General features: G+C 48.7%; 20 protein-coding genes. 12 read left to right on the top strand and 8 right to left on the bottom strand.

Annotated elements, in window-relative coordinates; all coding sequences use genetic code 11:
* Window positions 1-83: 83 nt before the first annotated feature.
* Window positions 84-1,328: an alkaline phosphatase family protein gene (locus ACTJJJ_RS26225; protein ID WP_440703516.1), complete on the top strand. Its 1,245-nt coding sequence runs from the start codon at window positions 84-86 to the stop codon at window positions 1,326-1,328.
* Window position 1,329: 1 nt separating this feature from the next.
* On the opposite strand, the gene ACTJJJ_RS26230 is transcribed toward ACTJJJ_RS26225, so the two are convergent.
* Window positions 1,330-1,995 (bottom strand): hypothetical protein, encoded by a 666-nt coding sequence (locus ACTJJJ_RS26230; RefSeq protein WP_426292223.1) that lies wholly within the window; start codon window positions 1,993-1,995, stop codon window positions 1,330-1,332.
* Between the two features lie 92 nt (window positions 1,996-2,087).
* On the opposite strand from ACTJJJ_RS26230, the gene ACTJJJ_RS26235 reads away from it, so the two are divergent.
* A complete protein-coding gene (locus ACTJJJ_RS26235; protein WP_440703517.1) occupies window positions 2,088-3,545 on the top strand; it encodes an NADH-quinone oxidoreductase subunit N in 1,458 nt (485 codons plus the stop codon).
* Window positions 3,546-3,579: 34 nt separating this feature from the next.
* Here the strand turns inward: ACTJJJ_RS26235 and ACTJJJ_RS26240 are convergent, their stop codons facing one another.
* Both ACTJJJ_RS26240 and ACTJJJ_RS26245 read right to left on the bottom strand, forming a co-directional pair.
* Window positions 3,580-4,440 (bottom strand): TraB/GumN family protein, encoded by an 861-nt coding sequence (locus tag ACTJJJ_RS26240; RefSeq protein WP_440703518.1) that lies wholly within the window; start codon window positions 4,438-4,440, stop codon window positions 3,580-3,582.
* A 102-nt stretch (window positions 4,441-4,542) separates the two neighbouring features.
* Window positions 4,543-6,153 carry a M28 family peptidase gene (locus ACTJJJ_RS26245; protein WP_440703519.1) on the bottom strand — a complete coding sequence of 537 codons (1,611 nt, stop codon included), beginning with the start codon at window positions 6,151-6,153 and terminating at the stop codon, window positions 4,543-4,545.
* Between the two features lie 234 nt (window positions 6,154-6,387).
* Between ACTJJJ_RS26245 and ACTJJJ_RS26250 the strand changes: the two genes are divergently transcribed.
* From ACTJJJ_RS26250 to ACTJJJ_RS26290, 9 genes are all read left to right on the top strand, one after another.
* The gene (locus tag ACTJJJ_RS26250) at window positions 6,388-6,531 is read left to right on the top strand and encodes a DUF4160 domain-containing protein (protein ID WP_440703520.1); all 144 of its coding nucleotides are present in this window, start codon (window positions 6,388-6,390) and stop codon (window positions 6,529-6,531) included.
* A 2-nt stretch (window positions 6,532-6,533) separates the two neighbouring features.
* A complete protein-coding gene (locus ACTJJJ_RS26255) occupies window positions 6,534-6,803 on the top strand; it encodes a DUF2442 domain-containing protein (protein WP_440703521.1) in 270 nt (89 codons plus the stop codon).
* 211 nt (window positions 6,804-7,014) lie between these two features.
* Entirely contained in the window at window positions 7,015-8,829 is a 1,815-nt protein-coding gene (typA, locus tag ACTJJJ_RS26260; protein ID WP_188938451.1) for a translational GTPase TypA, read from the top strand.
* 296 nt (window positions 8,830-9,125) lie between these two features.
* The gene (locus ACTJJJ_RS26265) at window positions 9,126-10,400 is read left to right on the top strand and encodes a Glu/Leu/Phe/Val family dehydrogenase (RefSeq protein ID WP_188938811.1); all 1,275 of its coding nucleotides are present in this window, start codon (window positions 9,126-9,128) and stop codon (window positions 10,398-10,400) included.
* 186 nt (window positions 10,401-10,586) lie between these two features.
* Window positions 10,587-11,678 carry a sensor histidine kinase gene (locus tag ACTJJJ_RS26270; RefSeq protein WP_188938452.1) on the top strand — a complete coding sequence of 364 codons (1,092 nt, stop codon included), beginning with the start codon at window positions 10,587-10,589 and terminating at the stop codon, window positions 11,676-11,678.
* Window positions 11,679-11,708: 30 nt separating this feature from the next.
* Window positions 11,709-12,008 carry a Dabb family protein gene (locus tag ACTJJJ_RS26275; protein ID WP_440703522.1) on the top strand — a complete coding sequence of 100 codons (300 nt, stop codon included), beginning with the start codon at window positions 11,709-11,711 and terminating at the stop codon, window positions 12,006-12,008.
* A 206-nt stretch (window positions 12,009-12,214) separates the two neighbouring features.
* Complete coding sequence (locus tag ACTJJJ_RS26280; protein WP_426292229.1) at window positions 12,215-12,511, top strand: hypothetical protein; 297 nt, start codon at window positions 12,215-12,217, stop codon at window positions 12,509-12,511.
* Between the two features lie 83 nt (window positions 12,512-12,594).
* The gene (locus ACTJJJ_RS26285; protein WP_440703523.1) at window positions 12,595-14,244 is read left to right on the top strand and encodes a fatty acyl-AMP ligase; all 1,650 of its coding nucleotides are present in this window, start codon (window positions 12,595-12,597) and stop codon (window positions 14,242-14,244) included.
* Window positions 14,245-14,337: 93 nt separating this feature from the next.
* Window positions 14,338-14,586: an acyl carrier protein gene (locus ACTJJJ_RS26290; protein ID WP_188938456.1), complete on the top strand. Its 249-nt coding sequence runs from the start codon at window positions 14,338-14,340 to the stop codon at window positions 14,584-14,586.
* Between the two features lie 5 nt (window positions 14,587-14,591).
* Here the strand turns inward: ACTJJJ_RS26290 and ACTJJJ_RS26295 are convergent, their stop codons facing one another.
* The 5 genes from ACTJJJ_RS26295 to ACTJJJ_RS26315 all read right to left on the bottom strand — a co-directional run bounded on the left by ACTJJJ_RS26295 (window position 14,592) and on the right by ACTJJJ_RS26315 (window position 19,619).
* Window positions 14,592-16,466 carry a monovalent cation:proton antiporter-2 (CPA2) family protein gene (locus ACTJJJ_RS26295; RefSeq protein WP_188938457.1) on the bottom strand — a complete coding sequence of 625 codons (1,875 nt, stop codon included), beginning with the start codon at window positions 16,464-16,466 and terminating at the stop codon, window positions 14,592-14,594.
* 13 nt (window positions 16,467-16,479) lie between these two features.
* Window positions 16,480-17,070: an NAD(P)H-dependent oxidoreductase gene (locus tag ACTJJJ_RS26300; RefSeq protein WP_188938458.1), complete on the bottom strand. Its 591-nt coding sequence runs from the start codon at window positions 17,068-17,070 to the stop codon at window positions 16,480-16,482.
* Window positions 17,071-17,092: 22 nt separating this feature from the next.
* Window positions 17,093-18,094 (bottom strand): quinone oxidoreductase family protein, encoded by a 1,002-nt coding sequence (locus tag ACTJJJ_RS26305; protein ID WP_440703524.1) that lies wholly within the window; start codon window positions 18,092-18,094, stop codon window positions 17,093-17,095.
* Between the two features lie 50 nt (window positions 18,095-18,144).
* Window positions 18,145-18,723, bottom strand: coding sequence for a TetR/AcrR family transcriptional regulator (locus tag ACTJJJ_RS26310; protein WP_440703525.1), 579 nt, complete (start codon window positions 18,721-18,723; stop codon window positions 18,145-18,147).
* Window positions 18,724-18,809: 86 nt separating this feature from the next.
* A complete protein-coding gene (locus ACTJJJ_RS26315) occupies window positions 18,810-19,619 on the bottom strand; it encodes an SDR family NAD(P)-dependent oxidoreductase (protein WP_426292233.1) in 810 nt (269 codons plus the stop codon).
* Window positions 19,620-19,697: 78 nt separating this feature from the next.
* Between ACTJJJ_RS26315 and ACTJJJ_RS26320 the strand changes: the two genes are divergently transcribed.
* Complete coding sequence (locus ACTJJJ_RS26320) at window positions 19,698-20,576, top strand: PIG-L family deacetylase (RefSeq protein WP_440703526.1); 879 nt, start codon at window positions 19,698-19,700, stop codon at window positions 20,574-20,576.
* Window position 20,577 lies beyond the last annotated feature (1 nt).

Raw genomic sequence — 20,577 nt, forward strand, 5'->3', positions numbered from 1 at the left:
TAATTTCTTTGTCTTAAAATCCCTCAAATTCGGCGGAATAGCCGTTAATTTGAGGGATTTTTTATTAAACAGTCATTCAATTTATGAAAACCCGTTTTTCCTTTCTGCTTTGGCTGATGTCAGCCACAATCATGGTCCCGGATGCACTATCCCAGGCTGGTAAACCCAAAAAAGTCGTCTTTATAATTGTGGATGGCATTTCCAGCGACAGCAAGGAAAAGATCGCGACGCCACATCTGGACGCCATCGCGAAGGTAGGCGGCTACACGCGTGCACACGTAGGTGGGGGCAAAGGCACTTACTCGCAAACTCCGACCATTTCCGCGGTAGGTTACAACAGCCTTCTGACCGGCACATGGGTCAATAAGCATAATGTTTGGGATAACGATATCAAAGACCCTAATTATAACTACTGGACGCTGTTTCGCTTTCTTGAAGAACAATATCCACAAAAACGGACTGCCATTTTCTCGACCTGGCTCGACAACCGGACTAAGCTCGTCGGTACCAATCTGCCGCAAACTGAGCAACTGCAAATCGATTATTCATTTGATGGATTCGAACTCGATACCGTGCACTTCAAACACGATAAGCAGAGCGAGTACATTCATAAAATCGATGAGAAAGTTGTGGACGAAGCGGCTGCTTACATTCACGACAACGGCCCCGACATGTCGTGGGTTTACCTCGAATATACCGACGATATGGGTCACAAGTACGGCGATAGCGAACAGTTTCATAAGGCCATTCAAATGATGGATGCTCAGATGGGCCGCATTTGGAAATCCATTAGCTACCGCGAAAAAAGCTTCAATGAAGATTGGCTTATCGTAGTTACCACTGATCACGGCCGCGATAGCAAAACCGGTCAGGGACACGGCGGCCAGAGCGACCGTGAGCGCGGCACCTGGATCGTCACCAACGCGAAAGGGCTGAACCCTAATTTTAAATCCACACCAGGCATTGTCGACATCTTCCCGACCGTAGCGAGGCATATGGATATCAATATTCCAAAAGAACAGGCATTTGAAGTCGACGGGGTTCCATTTACGGGAAAACTTTCGGTAACAGCGCCCGTAATACAGAAATCGTCGGGCAAGATCGATATTTCATGGAAAGCCGTTGAAAAGGAAGGAAAAGTTAAGATTTGGCTCACAACGACGAATCATTTCGAAAAAGGCGGCCGCGACCTTTATTACCTGATGGATGAAGTGGGCGTTACCAACGAAAAAGCCGAAATAGATATTTCGAAATATCCATCCGGCTTTTTCAAGATCGTGCTCGAAGGCAAATATAATAGCGTGAACCGCTGGATTGTAGAAAAGTAGGTTAGTTGCCCCCGCGACCCGCCTTGTACGAATCGTATTCTTCCAAAAGGCGGATCAGATCATCTTCACCTGCAAAATCCAGCTGTTGTTCTTTGATCACGTAGTTCAGCTTGTTTTTCTCGTCGGTAAGCAGTTTTAGAAAACTGTTTCGATTATTGAGCTGCACCGGGTTCATCTTATTATCTTTCAACAAATACAACTTAGCGCCGGCGTCCATTTCCCTAGTGGCGCTGGCTTTTTCTACCTTAATGGGGTTCGTGTATTTTTTCAAAAGCTTGGTGTTCCCATCGTAAAGCAAACGGTAGAAGCTCTTGTCAGTTTGATTTTCCACTGCCGGATAACCATTTTTGAAAGTGTACAGCTCTACGCCGCTTGGGATCGAAAATTCGGTTACACCGTTCGAAACGCGGTAGACATTCGAACCGGCTTTGTATTCCACCTCGTCTTTCACGTAATCGTACCGGAGCTGGACGCCGTCATGAACGCGATCGTCGCTCGTCCTCACTGTCCCCGAATACCACTCCTTCAAGAGATAAGGGGACTTTCCCCCCGCTGCCGGTTGCGTCTCCTGATAAGGCGTTCCCGCCAGTCCCGTCGAATCCTGCGCGTTTGCCTGAATGCTCATGATGCAGAATGCCAGCGAGAAAATTCTTAGCAGATATTTCATGATTTAAGTTGGTTAATTTGATAAGTTCGAAGTTTGAAAGCCGAAGGGCTGGATTGTTTCCGTACTTTTGCACAAAAATTGTACCTGCTCTCTTGAACATCAACGATCAGCTCATACATATACGCCAGAGCCTGGGCGGAATCATTCCTGAAATATTTCTGGCCGTATTTTTTTGTCTGTTCCTGCTCACTGAACTGATTTTTACCAAGCGCTTTGGCAAGGAAAAATCTATATCTTATTTGCTAAATGTAGCGCTGTTTGGCAGTTTGATTACCCTATTGTTAGTTATCGGCCAATGGAATGCTGAACCTTCATTCAGATTTCAACCGCTGCTGTTCCTCGACAGGCAGGCCGTATTTTTCAAAATCCTGATCACACTGGCCTGGATCTTCACATTATTGCACGTCCGCGTTCTAAAATACGATTTCCCGCCCGAATACCACGCATTGTTGATAGCCGCTGTGACTGGCATGCATTTGCTGACAATGTCCACACACCTGCTATCGATTTACCTTTCGCTGGAACTGATTTCGATCAGCTCGTACCTGCTCGTCGCATTGTCGCCATACAAAAAAGCAGCCGAAGGCGGTATTAAATACCTGCTCTTTGGGACGGCCAGTTCGGCGGTAATGCTCTATGGCATTTCATTGATTTACGGCCTCACCGGCACGCTCGATATTACCAACGACGCCATGACCGTCGCGCTCAGCAGCAACACCGACCTCGTGGTAACGGTCACCATTGTACTAACGCTCGCCGGCCTGCTCTTCAAGCTTTCACTCGTACCATTCCACATCTGGACGCCCGATGTTTATGAAGCTGCGCCAACACCGTTGGTATCATTCCTGTCCGTGGCGCCCAAGGCGGCGGTGATACTGGTACTCATGCGCCTCGCCGGAATTTTACCGGCCCAATATTTCCCTGTTTTGGGTGGAATCGCATTAATCAGCATGACCATCGGGAACGTGGCGGCCCTTTGGCAAACTAATGCACGCCGTTTACTAGCTTATTCTTCTATTGCGCAAGCCGGCTACCTGCTCGTTGGTATTGCCGCATACAGCCGTTTTGGTTTCGAAGCTGCCGTGTTTTACACCACTGCCTATCTCGTCATCAACCTCGCCGCATTCTTCCTCGTAGATCTTTTACAACCAAGGCAAGAAACCCAACTCAAAGACTACGAAGGCCTCGGCCGCAACTACGTGTGGGTTTCCGGAATTCTGACGGTAGTAATGATTGCGTTAGCTGGTTTACCTCCTACCGGCGGCTTTACCTCGAAGCTACTGGTATTTTCGGCCCTCTGGGAAAGCTATCACGACCAGGAACTGACCTGGATGCTCTGGCTGCTCGTCGGAGGGATTCTGAATGCAGCCATTTCGCTTGCCTATTATATGCGGTTGCCTTATTTGTTGTTTTTCAAAACGGTAAGAGCCGAGGCAGTTAGCACAAATAATAGTGCTTCCGGCAAGCTCATCGCCGGATTATTTCTGGTAGCCTTGTTGATGCTGTTTTTCAGCCCCGAGTGGCTGACGCGGTGGATTTCGGCGTTTTGAGGTGCTATTTTTGTATTCTTCCCTTGGATCTATTTCACTTCACCGCCCTCACTGTAAACCCCTCCTTCCTCAATAAAGCAATAACCCCTTTTTCCCCGCCCAAATGTGCTGCACCAACAGCGAAAAAGGTCGGTTTCGCACTGGCGATCCTACGTATGCGCGGGATCCACTTCTGGTTGCGAGCAAAGAGCATGACTTCTTCGTTGCCCTCCATTCCGAATTCGCTTTTCAGCGTCATTCCGTAGAGTTCGTTGATGTTTTGAGCTTTGTATAATGCGATGAGGCTTCTAAACTCTTTGCGTGCCGACGGCAGACTGTCGATCAGGTTAAGGAGCATTTTCGCCTGATCTTTGTAGGGAATTGTATCGAAAATGGCCATTTGTTCTTCGAGCGTCTCGATACCGATCACTTCGGATTTTTGCTTGCCTGCCAGTTCTACCAGCGCCATTTCATAAGATTGCGGCTGGCAATCCAGCACGGTATTGAACAGCGGGCCCATTAGCACAAACGGCTTCGCCCGCTCGAACATGGCCAGACCCACGTGCACCGAGTCTTTAAAAAAACGGTCCAGCCGCTGATATTCCTGCTCGGTAACGAGCTTTTTCAACTCGTTACCGGCAGCCATGTTCATTGTTTTCATCATTCCGGCCATCATGCCCGGGTCGTCCATATCCATTTCCAACGCCACCTGTTGCGTGCGCGACATGGTGCTTTTCAAGGAATCACTAAGCGAGAAATCGGTTGGACAAATAAGGTGAATCGTCCCAAACAAATATGAAGGCTTTGCCAACCCACGACCGCTGATTTCCCAAAGCAGCGAATTTTCCGCAGGCACCTGCGCCCGTGAGGTTGTGCTTAACACACAAAAAACCAGCAACATCAAAACCCGATTCATATTTCAGTCATTAGTTTAAAACCACCTTTCCTCCCCTTCCTCCCTTTCCTCCCTCCTCCTTCCTCCCTTTCCTCCCTCCTCCTTCCTCCCTTTCCTCCAAAACTACTCCTTATGACTATCCACCACAATGCGCTCGTCGTGGTTCACCAATTCCCATGCGGTATGGAATACCAGCTTCACGATCTCCGATTGCTTATCAAAGAGAATTTTCTCAACATCATCTCCCGGACGGTGGTAATCTTCATGAACGCCTGTAAAATAGAAAATTACCGGAACACCCGTTTTGGCAAAATTGTAATGGTCGGAACGGTAATAGAAGCGGTTGGGATCTTTCGGATCATTAAAAGTGTAGTCGAGCTTTAAGTTCACGTATTTCTTATTGGCCTCCTCACTTATCTCGTGCAGTTTTGAAGAAAGCTTGTCGGAACCGATCAGGTAAACGTATCTCGGATCATTTTTATGTGCTTCGTCCACGCGGCCGATCATATCGATATTCAAGTCGGCGATCGTATTTTTAAGAGGCAGCAGCGGATTTTCAGCGTAATATTCCGAACCAAAGAGTCCCTTTTCTTCACCGGTAACATTCAGGAAAAGAATGCTTCTTCTAGGTCCTTTACCCTCGGCTTTGGCTTTGCTGAATGCTTCCGCCAATTCCAGCAACGACACTGTACCCGACCCGTCGTCGTCAGCGCCATTATTAATTTCTCCATTCTCCGAAATACCGATGTGATCCAAATGCGCACTGATAACCAGCACCTCATCCTTCTTGTCGGTACCTTCCATGAATGCGGCCACATTTTCGGTATCGATCGTTTCGCTCACGCGGCCCACTTTCAAGGAAACCGTGTTCGCGAAGTTTTCGAGGACAGGTTTACCCGACTTATCAATCTCGGATTTCAGTTTCATGAGTTCTGCCACCGAAGTTCCCAGCATTTCTGCCGCCCTCTTCGCTGAAAACACAAACGCAGCAGTTCCCAAAGGGTTCTCCTGCACCGGTTTTAATGTGGGTGCACTGAATCTCCGGGCCATTACCGCACGCTGACGGATCTCCTTGTCCAGGTCCTCGCCGGTTTTGTCGGTAATAATGAAGACATACTTAGCACCTTTTTCCCTGGCCAGCTTAGCCTTTACCTGCCATGAAACCGGGCCGCTCCATTTGGTTTTCTCCGAATTGCCGCTGAGCAGGTATTTTCCACCCGGAGCTTTGGGTTCGCCATCGAATATTATCACGGATTGGCCTTTTACATTGATACTGGCATAATCGCTATAACTTCCGTCTTCTATTCCATAACCTACCGACACGAGATCGGTACTGATCTCCTCAGGAACATCCAGCAATCCGTTTAGATAGAAGTCTTTATTGAATTCATACTTCTTGCCATGCGACTTTACATACACCTCTCCCCAGCTGCGTTTATAAAGCTTGTATTTTTGCAAATAGCTTTTCGAGCCGTCGGCATCGGTCGCAATGGGCTGCAATCCATATTGCTTATAGTACTTCGACACGTATTCCGCCGCCTTTTTCTGGCCCGGAGAACCGGTATCACGCCCTTCCAGGCTGTCGGAAGCGATAATCACGAGGTGCTTTTTGAGATCGGCCGGCGTTATGCCCGCCGCATATTTGGCTGCATCATCCTGCAGGCGCTCCTGTGCGAATGCCAAAGTATTGATAGAGAAGAGGAGTAGCCCAGCCAGTATGTTCTTGTTCATCATGTGGTTTAAAGGTATTTCAATCCTTACAAATTAACGAAACGTGAAAGCGAATGCAAAATAGACTGGTTACCCCAATTCTTCTTATCTTTGAATAACAAAACATGCACACTATACAATGCCAGAAATCAGCCGCTTTTTCGGCATTATCATCAGAATGTACTTTGATGACCACAATCCCCCCATTTTCATGCAGAGTTTCAGGAACACCGGGCGATCATCGACATTCAAAATCCAATGCTGCTGGACGGCTATCTCCCTCCAAAACAACTAAAACTGGTTCAGGCATGGGCATTAATCCACCAAAAAGAGTTATTGGAAAACTTTATCAATCTGGGCAAGGATTTTAAAAGCTATAACAAGATTGATCCACTTCAATAGACATGCTTTACTACATCAAAAAAATCGTTACTATACAAGATTACGCAGTGACCTGCCTTTTCAACACTGACGAAGTAAGGACTGTGAACCTGAAAGCGATAATTGAGAAATACCGTAGGATAAATGACGGTCTGAACAGCCGATTGTCCGATGCGGATTATTTCAAATCCGTGAAGCTGGATTCCTACGGAACGCTGGTCTGGGATAATGGCGTCGATTTTGATCCTGACAACCTATACCGCATGTCTGAAAAGGAAATTGCACCCTTTTAATATTTTCTTTTCCTTTTTGCACTTCTTTTAGCTTAAAGGCTGTTTTTCACGGGATAACAATTATTTAATTGTAAAATACTGTTATTCAGAGGAAAAGTGCGTACATTTGCACCCTGTTTGGCCAAATTACATCCAGACAAAAGCCAAACGGCTATTGCGCGTAGTTTTTACCAATTCGTAGCAACGCCGTAAACAACTGATCTATAAAACAATGCAAGCCATTCGTAACATCGCAATTATTGCGCACGTTGACCACGGTAAAACGACTTTGGTCGACAAAATCATCCACGCGTCAAAGCTGTTTCGCGACAATCAGGAGTTCGACGACCTGATCCTCGACAACAACGATCTGGAACGTGAGCGTGGGATTACAATTGTTTCCAAGAACGTATCGGTGCGTTACAAAGATGTGAAAATCAATGTAATTGATACACCAGGTCACGCAGACTTCGGTGGTGAAGTGGAACGCGTACTTAAAATGGCGGATGGCGTATTGTTGCTGGTCGATGCATTTGAAGGCCCGATGCCGCAAACCCGTTTCGTATTGGGCAAAGCCATCGATTTAGGGCTGAAACCGATCGTGGTTGTAAATAAAGTAGACAAAGAAAACTGCCGCCCGGAAGAAGTTCAGGAAAACGTTTTTGATTTGATGTTCAACCTGGGCGCTACCGAAGACCAATTGGACTTCGTTACCGTTTATGGTTCTTCAAAACAAGGATGGATGGGCCCGGATTGGCAGCACCCAACTGATAACATTACCTATTTGCTGGATACGATCATCGAATCCATTCCTGCGCCGGTGATCGACGAAGGTACATTGCAAATGCAAATCACTTCTCTCGACTATAACGCATTCGTTGGCCGTATCGCCATCGGTCGTGTGAAAAGAGGAACAATCAAAGAAGGGTCTACATTGTCGCTTTGCAAAGCCGACGGTGTGATCAAGAAAGTGAAAGTAAAAGAACTTCAGACATTTGAAGGACTTGGCCGCGTGAAAGTGGCGGAAGTTTCAGCAGGTGATATTTGCGCAGTAACGGGTATTGAAGATTTCGAAATTGGTGATACAATCGCTGATCTCGAAAATCCTGAGCCAATCGCTCGTATTGCCGTGGATGAGCCTACTATGAACATGCTTTTCACGATCAACAACTCTCCATTCTTCGGTAAGGAAGGCAAGTTTGTTACATCACGCCACCTTCGTGACCGTTTGATGAAAGAAACTGAAAAGAACCTTGCACTTCGCGTAGAGGCTACGGATACTGAAGATAAATTCCTTGTTTTCGGACGTGGTATCCTTCACTTGTCGGTATTGATCGAAACCATGCGTCGCGAAGGTTACGAATTGCAATTAGGCCAGCCACAGGTTCTTTTCAAAGAAGATGAAAACGGCGAGCGTCTGGAACCGATCGAGACATTGGTGGTAGACGTTCCGGAAGCAACTGCGGGTAAGGTGATCGAATTAGCGACACAACGTAAAGGCGAATTGCTCATCATGGAACCGAAAGGAGATTTGCAGCACCTTGAATTCCTCATTCCTTCAAGAGGTTTGATCGGACTTCGTTCGAACGTGTTGACTTCAACCCAAGGAGAGGCCGTAATGACGCACCGCTTTAAAGAGTTCGGTACATTCCGCGGACCAATCCCGGGACGTATCAGTGGTTCTATCATCTCAAAAAATACAGGACCTGCCACGGGTTACACCATCGATAAATTGCAGGACCGCGGACGTTTCTTTGTAGAGCCGGGGGATGAAATTTATGGTGGACAGGTTATCGGAGAGCACAACCGCCCGAACGATATCGTTGTAAACTTGCAGGAAGCGAAAAAACTGACCAACATGCGTGCTTCCGGTACGGACGATGGCCTGCGTATCGCACCGAAAATCAACTTCTCTCTGGAAGAATCCATGGAATACATCCAGAAAGACGAATACCTTGAAGTAACGCCTACCAGCATGCGTATGCGGAAAATATACCTGGACGAGAACGAGCGCAAGCGCTACGCGTCCAAAATGGAAATGGCTTAATCCAAGCCCGATATTCCAAACCCGAAAAGGAGGCAATTATTTGCCTCCTTTTTTTATTTTTTCTGCATTTCAATATTTACCCCGATCCAACCAGAAAATTTGGGATTCCTGCCAAAACCTGTGGTATAATTTTAATGTTTGTTACTCCCGTGGAACATTCTATGCCGGTATTATTTTATTACTATTTCAAGAAAAATTAGTTTTTTGTTTTTAAAGTAACAAATAACGTAGTTTGTATAACCAACTTAGCACATTTGAGCTAACCATTTCAATATCAACAATTTAAATATCAAATGATGTCTTACATAGAACCGGCTCCGATTAAGGATAAGGACAATCCGTTGGAGTCAATGATGCAGCGATTTGATAAGGCCGTCGACCTCCTCGGAATATCAGAAGAAATGTATTATATCCTCAAAGTACCCCGCAAACAGGTAACAGTGGGGCTGCCGGTGACCATGGACTCCGGTGAGATCCGGACTTTCGAAGGTTACCGCGTAATCCACTCCACCATTCTCGGCCCCAGCAAAGGCGGTATCCGGTTTGATCCCGATGTGAACCTGGACGAAGTGCGCGCACTCGCGGCCTGGATGACCTGGAAATGTGCCGTGGTCGATATTCCTTATGGCGGAGCCAAAGGCGGCGTCGCCTGCAACCCGCGCGAAATGTCGGCCGGTGAAATCGAACGCCTCATGCGCGCATACACGACGGCATTGCTGGACGTTTTCGGGCCCGACCAGGATATTCCCGCACCGGATATGGGCACAGGCCCGCGCGAAATGGCATGGCTCATGGATGAGTATTCCAAATCAAAAGGCATGACGATCCCAGCCGTGGTAACCGGCAAACCGCTCGTACTCGGTGGCTCACTGGGGCGCACCGAAGCCACAGGCCGGGGCGTAATGGTATCCGCATTGGCGGGCATGGAAAAGCTTCGCATTAACCCTTACCGTGCCACGGCGGCGGTTCAGGGCTTTGGTAATGTCGGTTCACACGCGGCCCTGCTCCTTCGAGAGCGCGGTACGGCCATTCACGCGATCAGCGATATTTCGGGCGCATATTATAATGATAAGGGAATCGACGTGGCCGACGCCGTTGCTTACCGCGACGCCAACAAGGGTTCTTTAGAAGGTTATACCAAAGCCGAGCTCATTTCCGGCGACGACCTTTTCACTTTGCCTGTCGACGTGCTGGTACCGGCTGCGAAAGAGGATGTAATTACCCGCAAAAATGTATCCAGCATTCAGGCACGGATGATTGTCGAAGGTGCCAACGGCCCTACCTCCGCCAAAGCCGACGATATTATTAATGAAAAGGGCATTATGGTGGTGCCCGACATTCTTGCGAATGCTGGCGGCGTTACAGTTTCCTATTTTGAATGGGTACAAAACCGGATCGGCTATAAATGGACGCTCGAACGCATCAATCGCCGTACCGACCGTATTATGAAGGACGCATTCGACAAAGTGTACGAAACGTCCCTGAAATACAAAGTGTCACTCCGGATTGCGGCGTACATTGTGGCGATAGATAAGGTCGCGAGCACATATAAGTACCGCGGGGGATTTTAAAAGGTCAGGAAAGGTCATGTGTGGTTTGGCGATACACCTTGGTCGCTTAACAATTTCTTAACAAGCCACTTCGGAGGTGAAACCGAATCTAAAACGGTTCCAAAGTGTTAACTTTAAGGCTAAATTTCAACTGATTCGCCGGATGCGGGAGAATATGTTCCCGCATCCGGCAAGCTTTAAAGTACGATGTCGCTAAGTCCCCGTTTCATTGCCGTCATTCTGGCGTTCCTGATATCCCTCATTACCACCACATTTCTAGCATTTGTGGATGGCGTTTCGAAGGGGATGCTCTTCGTTTCGGCTATTTCTTCCTTTATTTCCTCGTTTTTCCTCGTGCTTTACGCCGTCGATATTCTTGTTTTCCGCGAGGTGAACAAAATGTACCGCACGATCCATAAGTTAAAAATGAGGGATTTCAATATGGCCCCGCGCAAGAAGCTCATCAGAGAATCCAACCCACTCAAGACGATCAACGATGAGATTTTTGTTTATGTAACCAAAAAACAAAAGGAGATCGATGAGCTGAAAAAGCTGGAACTGTTCCGCCGGGAGTTCCTTGCCGACGTTTCGCACGAGTTCAAAACACCGATATTTGCCGCACAGGGCTTTATCCACACGCTCCTCGACGGCGCCATGGATGACGAAAAAGTCCGCGAACGTTTTTTACGCAAAGCCGCCAATAACCTCGACAGCCTCGACGTGCTGGTGAAGGATCTCCTCGTTCTTTCGCAGATGGAAACCGGAGATATCAAAATGAATATCATCCCCACAGATCTCCGCAAGCTTACCCTCGGTATTTTTAGCCGGCTCGAACACATTGCCAAAAACCGCAACGTGTCATTGAAAGTCAAACCGGACGACATGCCGGAAGTCTGGATCAAGGCCGACGCCGACCGGATGGAACAGGTGATGCTCAATCTGATTGAAAACGCCATCAAATATGGCCATGATAACGGCAAAGTGATTGTTCATTTCAGCGAGAGCAAAAAGTACATCGAAGTGGAGGTAAAGGACAATGGCCCCGGCATCCCGCACGAGCATTTGAACCGCATTTTCGAACGTTTTTACCGGATCGATAAGAGCCGGAGCAAAGAAATCGGCGGTACGGGTTTGGGACTTGCCATTGTAAAACATATATTGAACGCCCACGACACCAAAATCGCCGTCATGTCGAAGCCGGAAAAGGGTACGACTTTTTCATTCAAGCTCGAAAAAGCGTACCACCAGCAATTGCCGGAGGCAAAAACGGACGATGTCGTCAATCAATTGAATCCTTAAATCAATTTCTAACACCATAAACCATTATCCATGTTTATCCACAATGTATTCTTCTGGTTGAAGGAGAAGGACAACGAAGAAGCAAGACAAGCCCTACTCGCCGGCATCAAATCACTCGAAGCGATCGAATCCATTGAAACGGCCTATATCGGCCCGCCTGCTGCCACCCGCCGTCCGGTTATCGACGCCACCTATGATTTCGCGGAGGTCCTGATTTTCGCAGACGAGGCTGCGCATGACGTATACCAGGTGCATCCATTGCACAAAAAATTCATCGAGGATTGCGCGCATCTTTGGGAGCGGGTACTGATCTACGACGTAGAAGCATAGCCTAATATTTGTTAACAAGTTATCCACATACCAAATGTGTATAACTTGTTAACAACCTCTAAAATACTACATTTTCAGCCGGTTAAGCTACATTTAAGCGTTGTTAACAATGTGGATAACTCTTCAAAAGCACTGGCAACTCCCCTCTAACGGCACTATTAGGCCGTCCAATTCGTTCTAGAAACAGTACAAAACGAACTAGAACTGTGAAAACAAACAGAATTTTGCTGTCGGTCGTCATGACGTTGGTCGCAGCTATATCGATTTCATCCTGTACCTACCGCTCTTATGATCCGGGCTATGATTACGGCTACCGGCATAGTTACAGGTATTACAATGCACCACCACCACCGCGTGTTGTGGTAGTAAAACCGGCGCCGCGACGCATTATCTATGCCGACCGCCACAGTTACCGCCGGCACGACAACCGGGTTTACCGCAAACAATATCGCCGGAACGACCATTATGGAAACAACGGCCGTCATCGCGGATCCAGACGATAATTGAAATACCTTTAGATAAAAAAAGGCCTGATACTGTGCACAAAGCCACTTTTATCTGGCCTTTTCTTTTTATTTTGCGTTTTATGGATATACTTGATGTACTAAAAACCAATGCCGGTTTACATCCAGACAAGCTTGCCTACGGTTACATTGGCAAAGAGGGTGAGCTGGCAGAGCAACTTCGTTATACCGAACTTCATGAGCGCGTGTTGGCTGCGTCTCACCTGCTGAGTGCCAAATTTCCCGTCAATGCAAGGGTTATCCTTTTGCTACCCGCGGAAGCTGCCTTTATATGCTCGTTCCTGGGCGCGCTCCATGCCGGCATTATTGTCGTGCCTACGCCCATCAGTTATTCCGAGCCTGGTATAAGCCGTATCCTGAGCATTATGCGCGATTGTTCCGCCGCCGGGATCGTTACCAATGCTAAAACCTATAAAATGCTGTTTCAGCGCAAAAACACCGCTTCTTCGGCATTACAGGAATATGATGCCGAATGGGTTTTCACCGACGATCTGATGGCCGCGCCGGCGACACCAGGAGCTATCCGGCGGCACAAGGAGTCAGTTGACACAGCCTATTTACAATATACTTCCGGCTCTACAAGCCATCCCAAGGGCGTGATGATCAGCCACGTCAATCTCACGGCCAATCTGCGTGCCATCAATAATTGTTTCGGGCGCACCGCAGACGATGCCTCGGTAACCTGGCTTCCGCATTACCATGATATGGGGCTTGTTGACGGTCTTTTGTCTCCGATTTTTACCGGCGGTACGGGCTATGTGATTTCTCCGCTGCTGTTCATCACCAAACCTGCGCTGCTGTTACAGACGATCAGCACCTACCAGGCCGGCTTTTGCGGTGGGCCGGGTTTCGGGCTCGATCATTGTCTGGCACGCATTCCGGCAGAACAGCTGCAAGCGCTCGACCTCAGTTCGATGCGCGTGTTCTATGTGGGCGCCGAACCAATCCGGATTTCCACCCTCGAAAGATTTGCCGCCGCCACACAAGTCGCCGGATTCAAGAAAAACAGCCTCGTACCGTCCTACGGGCTAGCGGAAGCTACACTGGCCGTAAGCCTGCATTTGAACGGCATTCCAATGACCTATCTTAAACTCAGTAATGCCAAGGAAGTTGTCGCCTGCGGCCCTCCCGTGGAATTTACAGAGGTGACGATCGTAAATCCCGCGAGCCACGCGAGTCTACCGGAGGGAGAAGAAGGGGAAATATGGGTAAAGAACGATGCCATTGCCGCAGGTTACTGGGAAAAGCCCGATGCTACAAAGGCAACTTTTCGAGCTTACACGAGCGACGGTCACGGCCCATACCTGCGAACAGGGGATTTAGGGTTTCTAAAAAATGGTTTACTCTTTGTTACCGGCCGCACCAAGGAGTTGATCATCATTCGGGGGGTCAACTATTACCCACAGGATATTGAAGAGGTGGTGGGTGGAAGCCACCCGGATGTCCAGCCTAATGCCGCGGCGGCATTCTCCGTTGAAACAGAACAGGGCGAAGCATTGATGATCGTGAGTGAAGTACGTCGCGTAGCACAAACGCCGGATGATGAAAAGTCGATCAAAAACAAAATGGCGCAGAGTGTGGGATTGGCGTTCGGACTTATCCCTCATGAGATTCTCCTGATCCCGCCCGGTAAGCTGCCGAAGACATCAAGCGGTAAAATCCAGCGTCTCAAGGCACGCGAGCTATTTGCCAAAAAGAGCATTCTAGACTAATGTCGGTTACTTAAAAAGCTGTTCACTTTCAAAAAACCTGTCTAAGTACTATTTTCACCGTAGCATTCAGTGCTTGTTACAAACATCAACTAAATGAGTAAAACATTTACCGAAATTTCCGGCTGGATAGTTGAGCGCATTGCTCACCACGCGGAAATAGACCCCTCCGAAGTAGACCTTGACGCCGAAATCATCGATTACCGGTTGGATTCCCTGCTTATGGTAGACATCACTACCGAATTGCAGGAATGGCTCGGCGTAGAACTAAGCCCTTCCATTTTTTGGGAAATGGGCACTATTAATGCTACTACCGAGTGGATTGTGGAAAATCAGGAAGCCTGAGACGATCAGGCTGTTTCCGTCTCAGCTTTGCGGTCCCAGCCGGCGAGGGCATTCAAGTGGACAGCTTCCCTATCCGCCTGCATAATCATTTCCAGCTCTTCCATATGTTCCCGCGCCGCGTGAATATATTCTTCGTCGTTCCGGATACGCGACAAGTGTTTTAACGTCCGCTCATCATGAACAAAGAACGTCTTCGCCATCCGGGTCGCCTCATGTGCGCGATGCCCGAGGAGTTTCAATGCATCCACGCCTAATCGGAGGCTTGTATCAAACGTTTCGCGGTAAATATGCATCATACCCGCGTTCATGAGATCGTAGGCATCATTGCGGTTCGTCGAGCGTACGAGCATGTGCAGGTGAGGAAAGTGTTTTTTTACTGTTTCAATCAGTTCCAATCTTTTTTCCTCATCACTGATCGCGATAATAATCATTTGCGCGCGGCCCGCACCGGCAATGTCCAACAGTTCATAGCGCGTAGCGTCACCATAATACACTTTCAGACCAATACGGCGCAGGAAGTCGACATTATCACTATCATTATCAAGAACCGTCGCTTCCACACCATTGGCACGCAAAAACCGCCCCACGATATTCCCAAAATGCCCGTAACCGGCGATAATGACCGGGTTGTCCTCTTCTTCCACGTCACTCGGCCGCTGGGCCGTCTGCAAACCTGCGCTTACCAGGCAGAAACGGGTTAGTATAAATTTCTCATTGACCATCATCGCCAACGGCGTCATAGCCATGCTGATCGCCACCACAGCCGTCATCGTGTCAGACACTTCTTTCCCCAAAACACCTTGCTGAACCGAGAAGCTGAGCAGTACGAATGCGAATTCGCCGATTTGACTTAACCCAATGCTGAATATGAAATTCTGCGCATTGCGTACCTGGAATATCTTGCCTAAAACAAAGAGAATGGCCATTTTCAGCAACATCAGCCCGGCCACCAGTCCGATGATCAGCAGCGGTTTGGAAGTAACCAGTGAAAAATCAATGGAAGACCCTACCGAAATGAAGAACAATCCCAGAAGCAAGCCTTTGAAAGGGTCGATCGAGCTTTCGAGCTCATGGCGGTACTCGCTATTGGCAAGCACCACTCCCGCCACGAACGCCCCCAGCGCCGGACTCAGGCCTACGGAGGTCATCAGCACCGCAATGCCCACGACAAGCAGCAATGCAGTAGCAGTAAACATTTCACGGAGCCCTGTGCGAGCCATCATTCGGAAAACCGGCCTTAACAGATATTTCCCCGTCAGCACAATCGCCGAAACTGATAGCAATACCACAATAGTCTGCTGCCAGGCGGGTAATGCGCTCACCAGCGAGCCACCGGCACCATGCCCATCGGCCACGCCGGTATGATCAGCCAGCAACGGGAACAATGCGAGCATCGGAATGATCGCCAGATCCTGGAACAGCAGCACCGCGAAGGAACTTTGTCCCGCAATCGTTTTCAGCCAGCCTTTTTCATTCAGGGTCTGCATCACAATAGCCGTGGACGACATCGCGATAATCATCCCCAGCGCCAACGCTTCTTTCCAGCCCACATCCAAAAGCATGGCAATACCCGCCACCAGTAGAGTCGTAACACCTACCTGCAGGCCGCCAAGTCCCGCAATATTCTTGCGCATACGCCACAGGCGCGAAGGTTCGAGTTCGAGACCGATCACAAAAAGCATCATCACCACCCCGAATTCGGCAAAGTGCATAATATCCTGGCCTTCCATCCCAATGAATTTCAAACCCGCCGGACCGATAATCACCCCGGCAACCAGATAGCCCAGTACCGACCCCAACCCCAGCCGTTTGGCAATGGGGACCATCACCACCGCCGCTGCGAGGTATATCATTGCCTGGAAAAAGAAGGATTGCTGCATCGTTAAGAGTTATTTAGTGTGGAAAAAGTTCGTTCAGATATTCTATTCCCGCCAGCTTCGCAGGATCAATGCGATCATTTACGAGCGCGTCCAGCAATTCGGCATATTGCTCGCCGCAGGCTTTCAGCGTGTAATCTTCGATCGTGTAAGTTTCGTGCACTACGAAAGGCGGCAGGTAATCCATCCGGCATAAATGGGCCGTCTGATCGAATGGCAGCAGATATTGCCCGACGGGAAAGCGGTTGTATCCCGAGGCAGAATAGGCATCTCGCCCGCCCCCGCACGACACCGCGTTGAATATCTTTTTACCCTTCAAAGCATGCCCCTTCGGCCCGTAAGCCCAGTTGTATTCCAGCACAAGATCCTGCCATTGTTTCAGGATCGGCGGGCTGCTGTACCAGTAAAAAGGATGTTGGAATATGACGATATCGTGCTTTGCCAGCAATTCTTGTTCTCTTTTGACATCGATAAAAAGATCCGGATAATGTTCATAGAGATCATTGAAAGTAACTCCCTTTACCTTGCGGGCATACTTTTCCAATGTTTTCTGCACATTGGATTTGCTGTGAGTGGGGTGTGCAAATTGAATGAGGACCTTGGACATAACATTGAATTAATGCGAAAAATTACGGTACCAAAATAACGGAACCTGTTGTTTTCCGTGCTTCGAGATCCGCCTGCGCCTGATTTGCTTTTGACAACGGATACCGTGTAATAGCCAGTTTCTCGAATATCCCGTTTTGGAATGCACCGAATGTGTCGGCAGCATATTCTTCGAGCACCTCGCGGTCGGTAATGTATGCGCTGAGCGTAGGTGTAGCCATTATAATGGACCTTTCGCGCAGCAACGCGTGATCGATATGCTCGGGCTGACCGGACGACGATCCGTAGAGTACGATTTTACCGCCTTTCCGGATCAGATCCAGTGAATGGGTGAAAGTATCTTTTCCGACCCCGTCGAACACGACATCCACGCCCTGGCCACTAGTGATTTCCAGCACCGAGTGTACAAACTCCCGGCATTCTGCCAGGAAAACGTAATCGGCCCCGTTGGCAAGCACTACTTCCTTCTTTTCTTCCGAACCCGTCGTTCCGATCACCGTAGCGCCAAGCGCCTTCGCCCATTTGGTTACGAGCGTGCCCACGCCCCCTGCGGCCGCATGTACGAGCACCACATCGCCCGGCTTAACAGGATGGACGGCCTTCACGAGCATCCTGGCAGTAAACCCCTTTACCAGAATAGCCGCCGCTTCGTCCGAGGTGATTCCCGCCGGAATATGGATCAGTTGCTGGGTCGATACAACGCGGCTTTCCGCATAAGCACCGGTAATGAAGTGGTAGCCTACGTGATCACCGACGTTGAATTCCGTTACCCACGGCCCAACGGCCTCGATGACGCCCGCGGCCTCCACGCCAGGCGTGTAAGGAAAGGATTTGACGGGAAACTTGCCGTCGCGGTAATAAGTGTCTACAAAGTTCAGCCCGATGGCCTCCTGGCGCACCCGTACTTCTCCCGGGCCTGGTTCTGTAATGGTCTCTCTTTCGTAACCCAGCACCGAAGGCGCTCCTTGTTTGTAGATTTTTACAATACCTGATTTATTTGCGATTTCTGTAATTAATCCTGACATGTCCGTAAGCATTGTCATTATGGAATGCTTGTTCCACCATTGGACAAATATTATTTTTTGATTGATTTTATTAAAAATTCGGCTTGCTGCTCTACCAGCTCGCCATCACCATACACCAGGTACGTCTGCCAGAAACCGGTAAAATTCGATACGACAAAATTTGCCAGCATACCCGGATCCCTTTTACCACTGATTTCTTCCGCTTTCTGCGCTTTTTTCAAAAGGTCTCTCAGCAGGGTCGTCAGGTGGGCGGTATTTTGTTTTAATATGGCATGCACTTCCTCATCTACCGAAGCCAGCTCGAACGTCGATTTCACACCTAGGCAAGTCCTTTCCTCCTCCACCGTCCTGATCGCCGCCTTTCTGATGATCTTTTCTACCGCCTTTATCGGCGACTTCGTTTCCTCAGCCACTTTCCGGTAGTCTTCAAACATGCCTTCGGTATAACTCCGCAGACATTGCAGAAACAAGCTATGCTTGTCGCCATAGGTGTCGTAAATACTCCCGCGGTTCAGCCCCATCGTATCGACGAGGTCTTGCATGGAGGTGGCGTTGTAGCCTTTTTGCCAGAAAAGGCATTTCGCCTTTTCAAGCCTCTCTTCCGGTTCGAATGCTTTGTTGCGTGCCATGACTATCAGACAATTATTTCAGAACGAACGTTCCAGAATTGGCATATTTTCTGATCATTGTACAAAAACGCAGACTATGCAAAGCGTCAGATAATGAACTTGGCCACGCCGCCATCCACTTTCAGAGCCGATCCATTGGTCCCGGACGAAAGCGGGCTCGCGACGTAAGTTACCAGGTTGGCAATCTCCTCCACCGATGCGAAACGTTGCAAAAGCGATGTCGGACGTGCATTTTTGAAGAAATCCTTCTCGGCCTGTTCGGCGGACATATTATTGGCCTCACCCAATTGTTTTACAAAATCGGCCACCCCTTCCGATTTGGTCGGGCCGGGCATTACCGTGTTTACCGTCACGTTTGTCCCCTTGGTGAGTTCCGCCAAACCGCGGCTCACCGCCAGCTGAGCAGTTTTGGTAGTACCGTAATGAATCATTTCTTCCGGGATATTAACGCCCGATTCGCTGGAAATGAAGATGATCCTGCCCCAGTCTTTGGCGATCATTTTCGGGAAGAAATACCTCGCAAGCCGCACACCGCTAAGCACATTCACCTCAAAGAACCGGAACCATTCTTCATCCGAGATCTCGGTAAACTGTTTGGGTTCGAAAATCCCGGCGTTGTTGACAAGTATATCAATATCCGGTAATTGTTCCAGCAATGCATTCACTTCTTCAACTTTGGAAAAGTCTGCTGCAATACCGCTGGCGTTCGCTCCGGGAGGCGTCCCGCCGGACAATGATTCTTTTAGTTTTTGAACGGCATCGGCTACTTTATTTTCCGAGCGGCCATTAATGATCACATTGGCACCTTCCTTCAAGAGGCTTTGTGCGATGGCAAAGCCGATACCCTGTGTTGAACCGCTGATGAATGCAGTTTTCCCGTTGAGTTTCAAATCCATAAAACTTTGATAATAAGAGCGTGATGAATATTTGAACAATCGATATTTTTACAACACATCACCTAACGAAATCATCGCATGAGAAACATTTATCTTTTGTTACTATTGCTGTTTTCCCTGAACTCATATGCGCAAGGCCCGCGCGTTCTGATCGTTACAGCGCACCCGGACGATGAAACGATGTTTCCGGTGACTGTTTTTAAAGTAACCCGTGAATTAAAAGGCTCTGCCGACCTTGCATTAATCACCGACGCGTCGGGCGGCTACAATGGGCTGGTAGCATCGAGCTACTACGGCCTGAACCTGGTTGATTCGGCCACGGGCAGAAAGCATTTGCCCTTGATCCGGAAAAAAGAACTCATGGCTTCCGGCGAGGTGATGGGCATCGGCAATTTCTTCTTCCTCGACCAGCTCGACGATTACTACAACCGTGACGAAAAGCCTTATTTACAAGGTAAGAACTGGGATATTGCCTACGTGGAGAAAAAGCTCGACAATATTCTGGCCAAAGGAAACTATGATTTCGTATTCTGCCTCATCCCGCACGAGGGCCAGCACGCGCACCACAAAACGGCGTCCATCAGCGCGATAAGGGCCGTGCAGCGTTATAAAGGCACGAAGAAACCGGTTGTATTGGGGGGCCAATCACAAAATAAGGGGTACACTTTCCAATTCACCGGGCTTGCAGGTTATCCCGAAACCAATGTCCTCAAAACTGCTCCTGTCTTCGAATTCGACCGTTCGCACAGCTTCGGAGAGGATAAAAAACACAGCTATATGATCGTCGCCGACTGGGTGAAAGCCGCCCACAAATCGCAAAGCGGCGATATGAACCAGGCAATGCACCGGGGCGATTTGGAAGTATTCTGGTATTTCGCACTCAACGCAGAGGATGGCATTGCCAAAACGAAAGCACTGTTTGATGCCGTGAGTTCGTCGGGATATTCCAAAAAGTAGG

The sequence above is a fragment of the Dyadobacter sp. 22481 genome (assembly GCF_052044875.1).
Taxonomy (GTDB): domain Bacteria; phylum Bacteroidota; class Bacteroidia; order Cytophagales; family Spirosomataceae; genus Dyadobacter; species Dyadobacter endophyticus.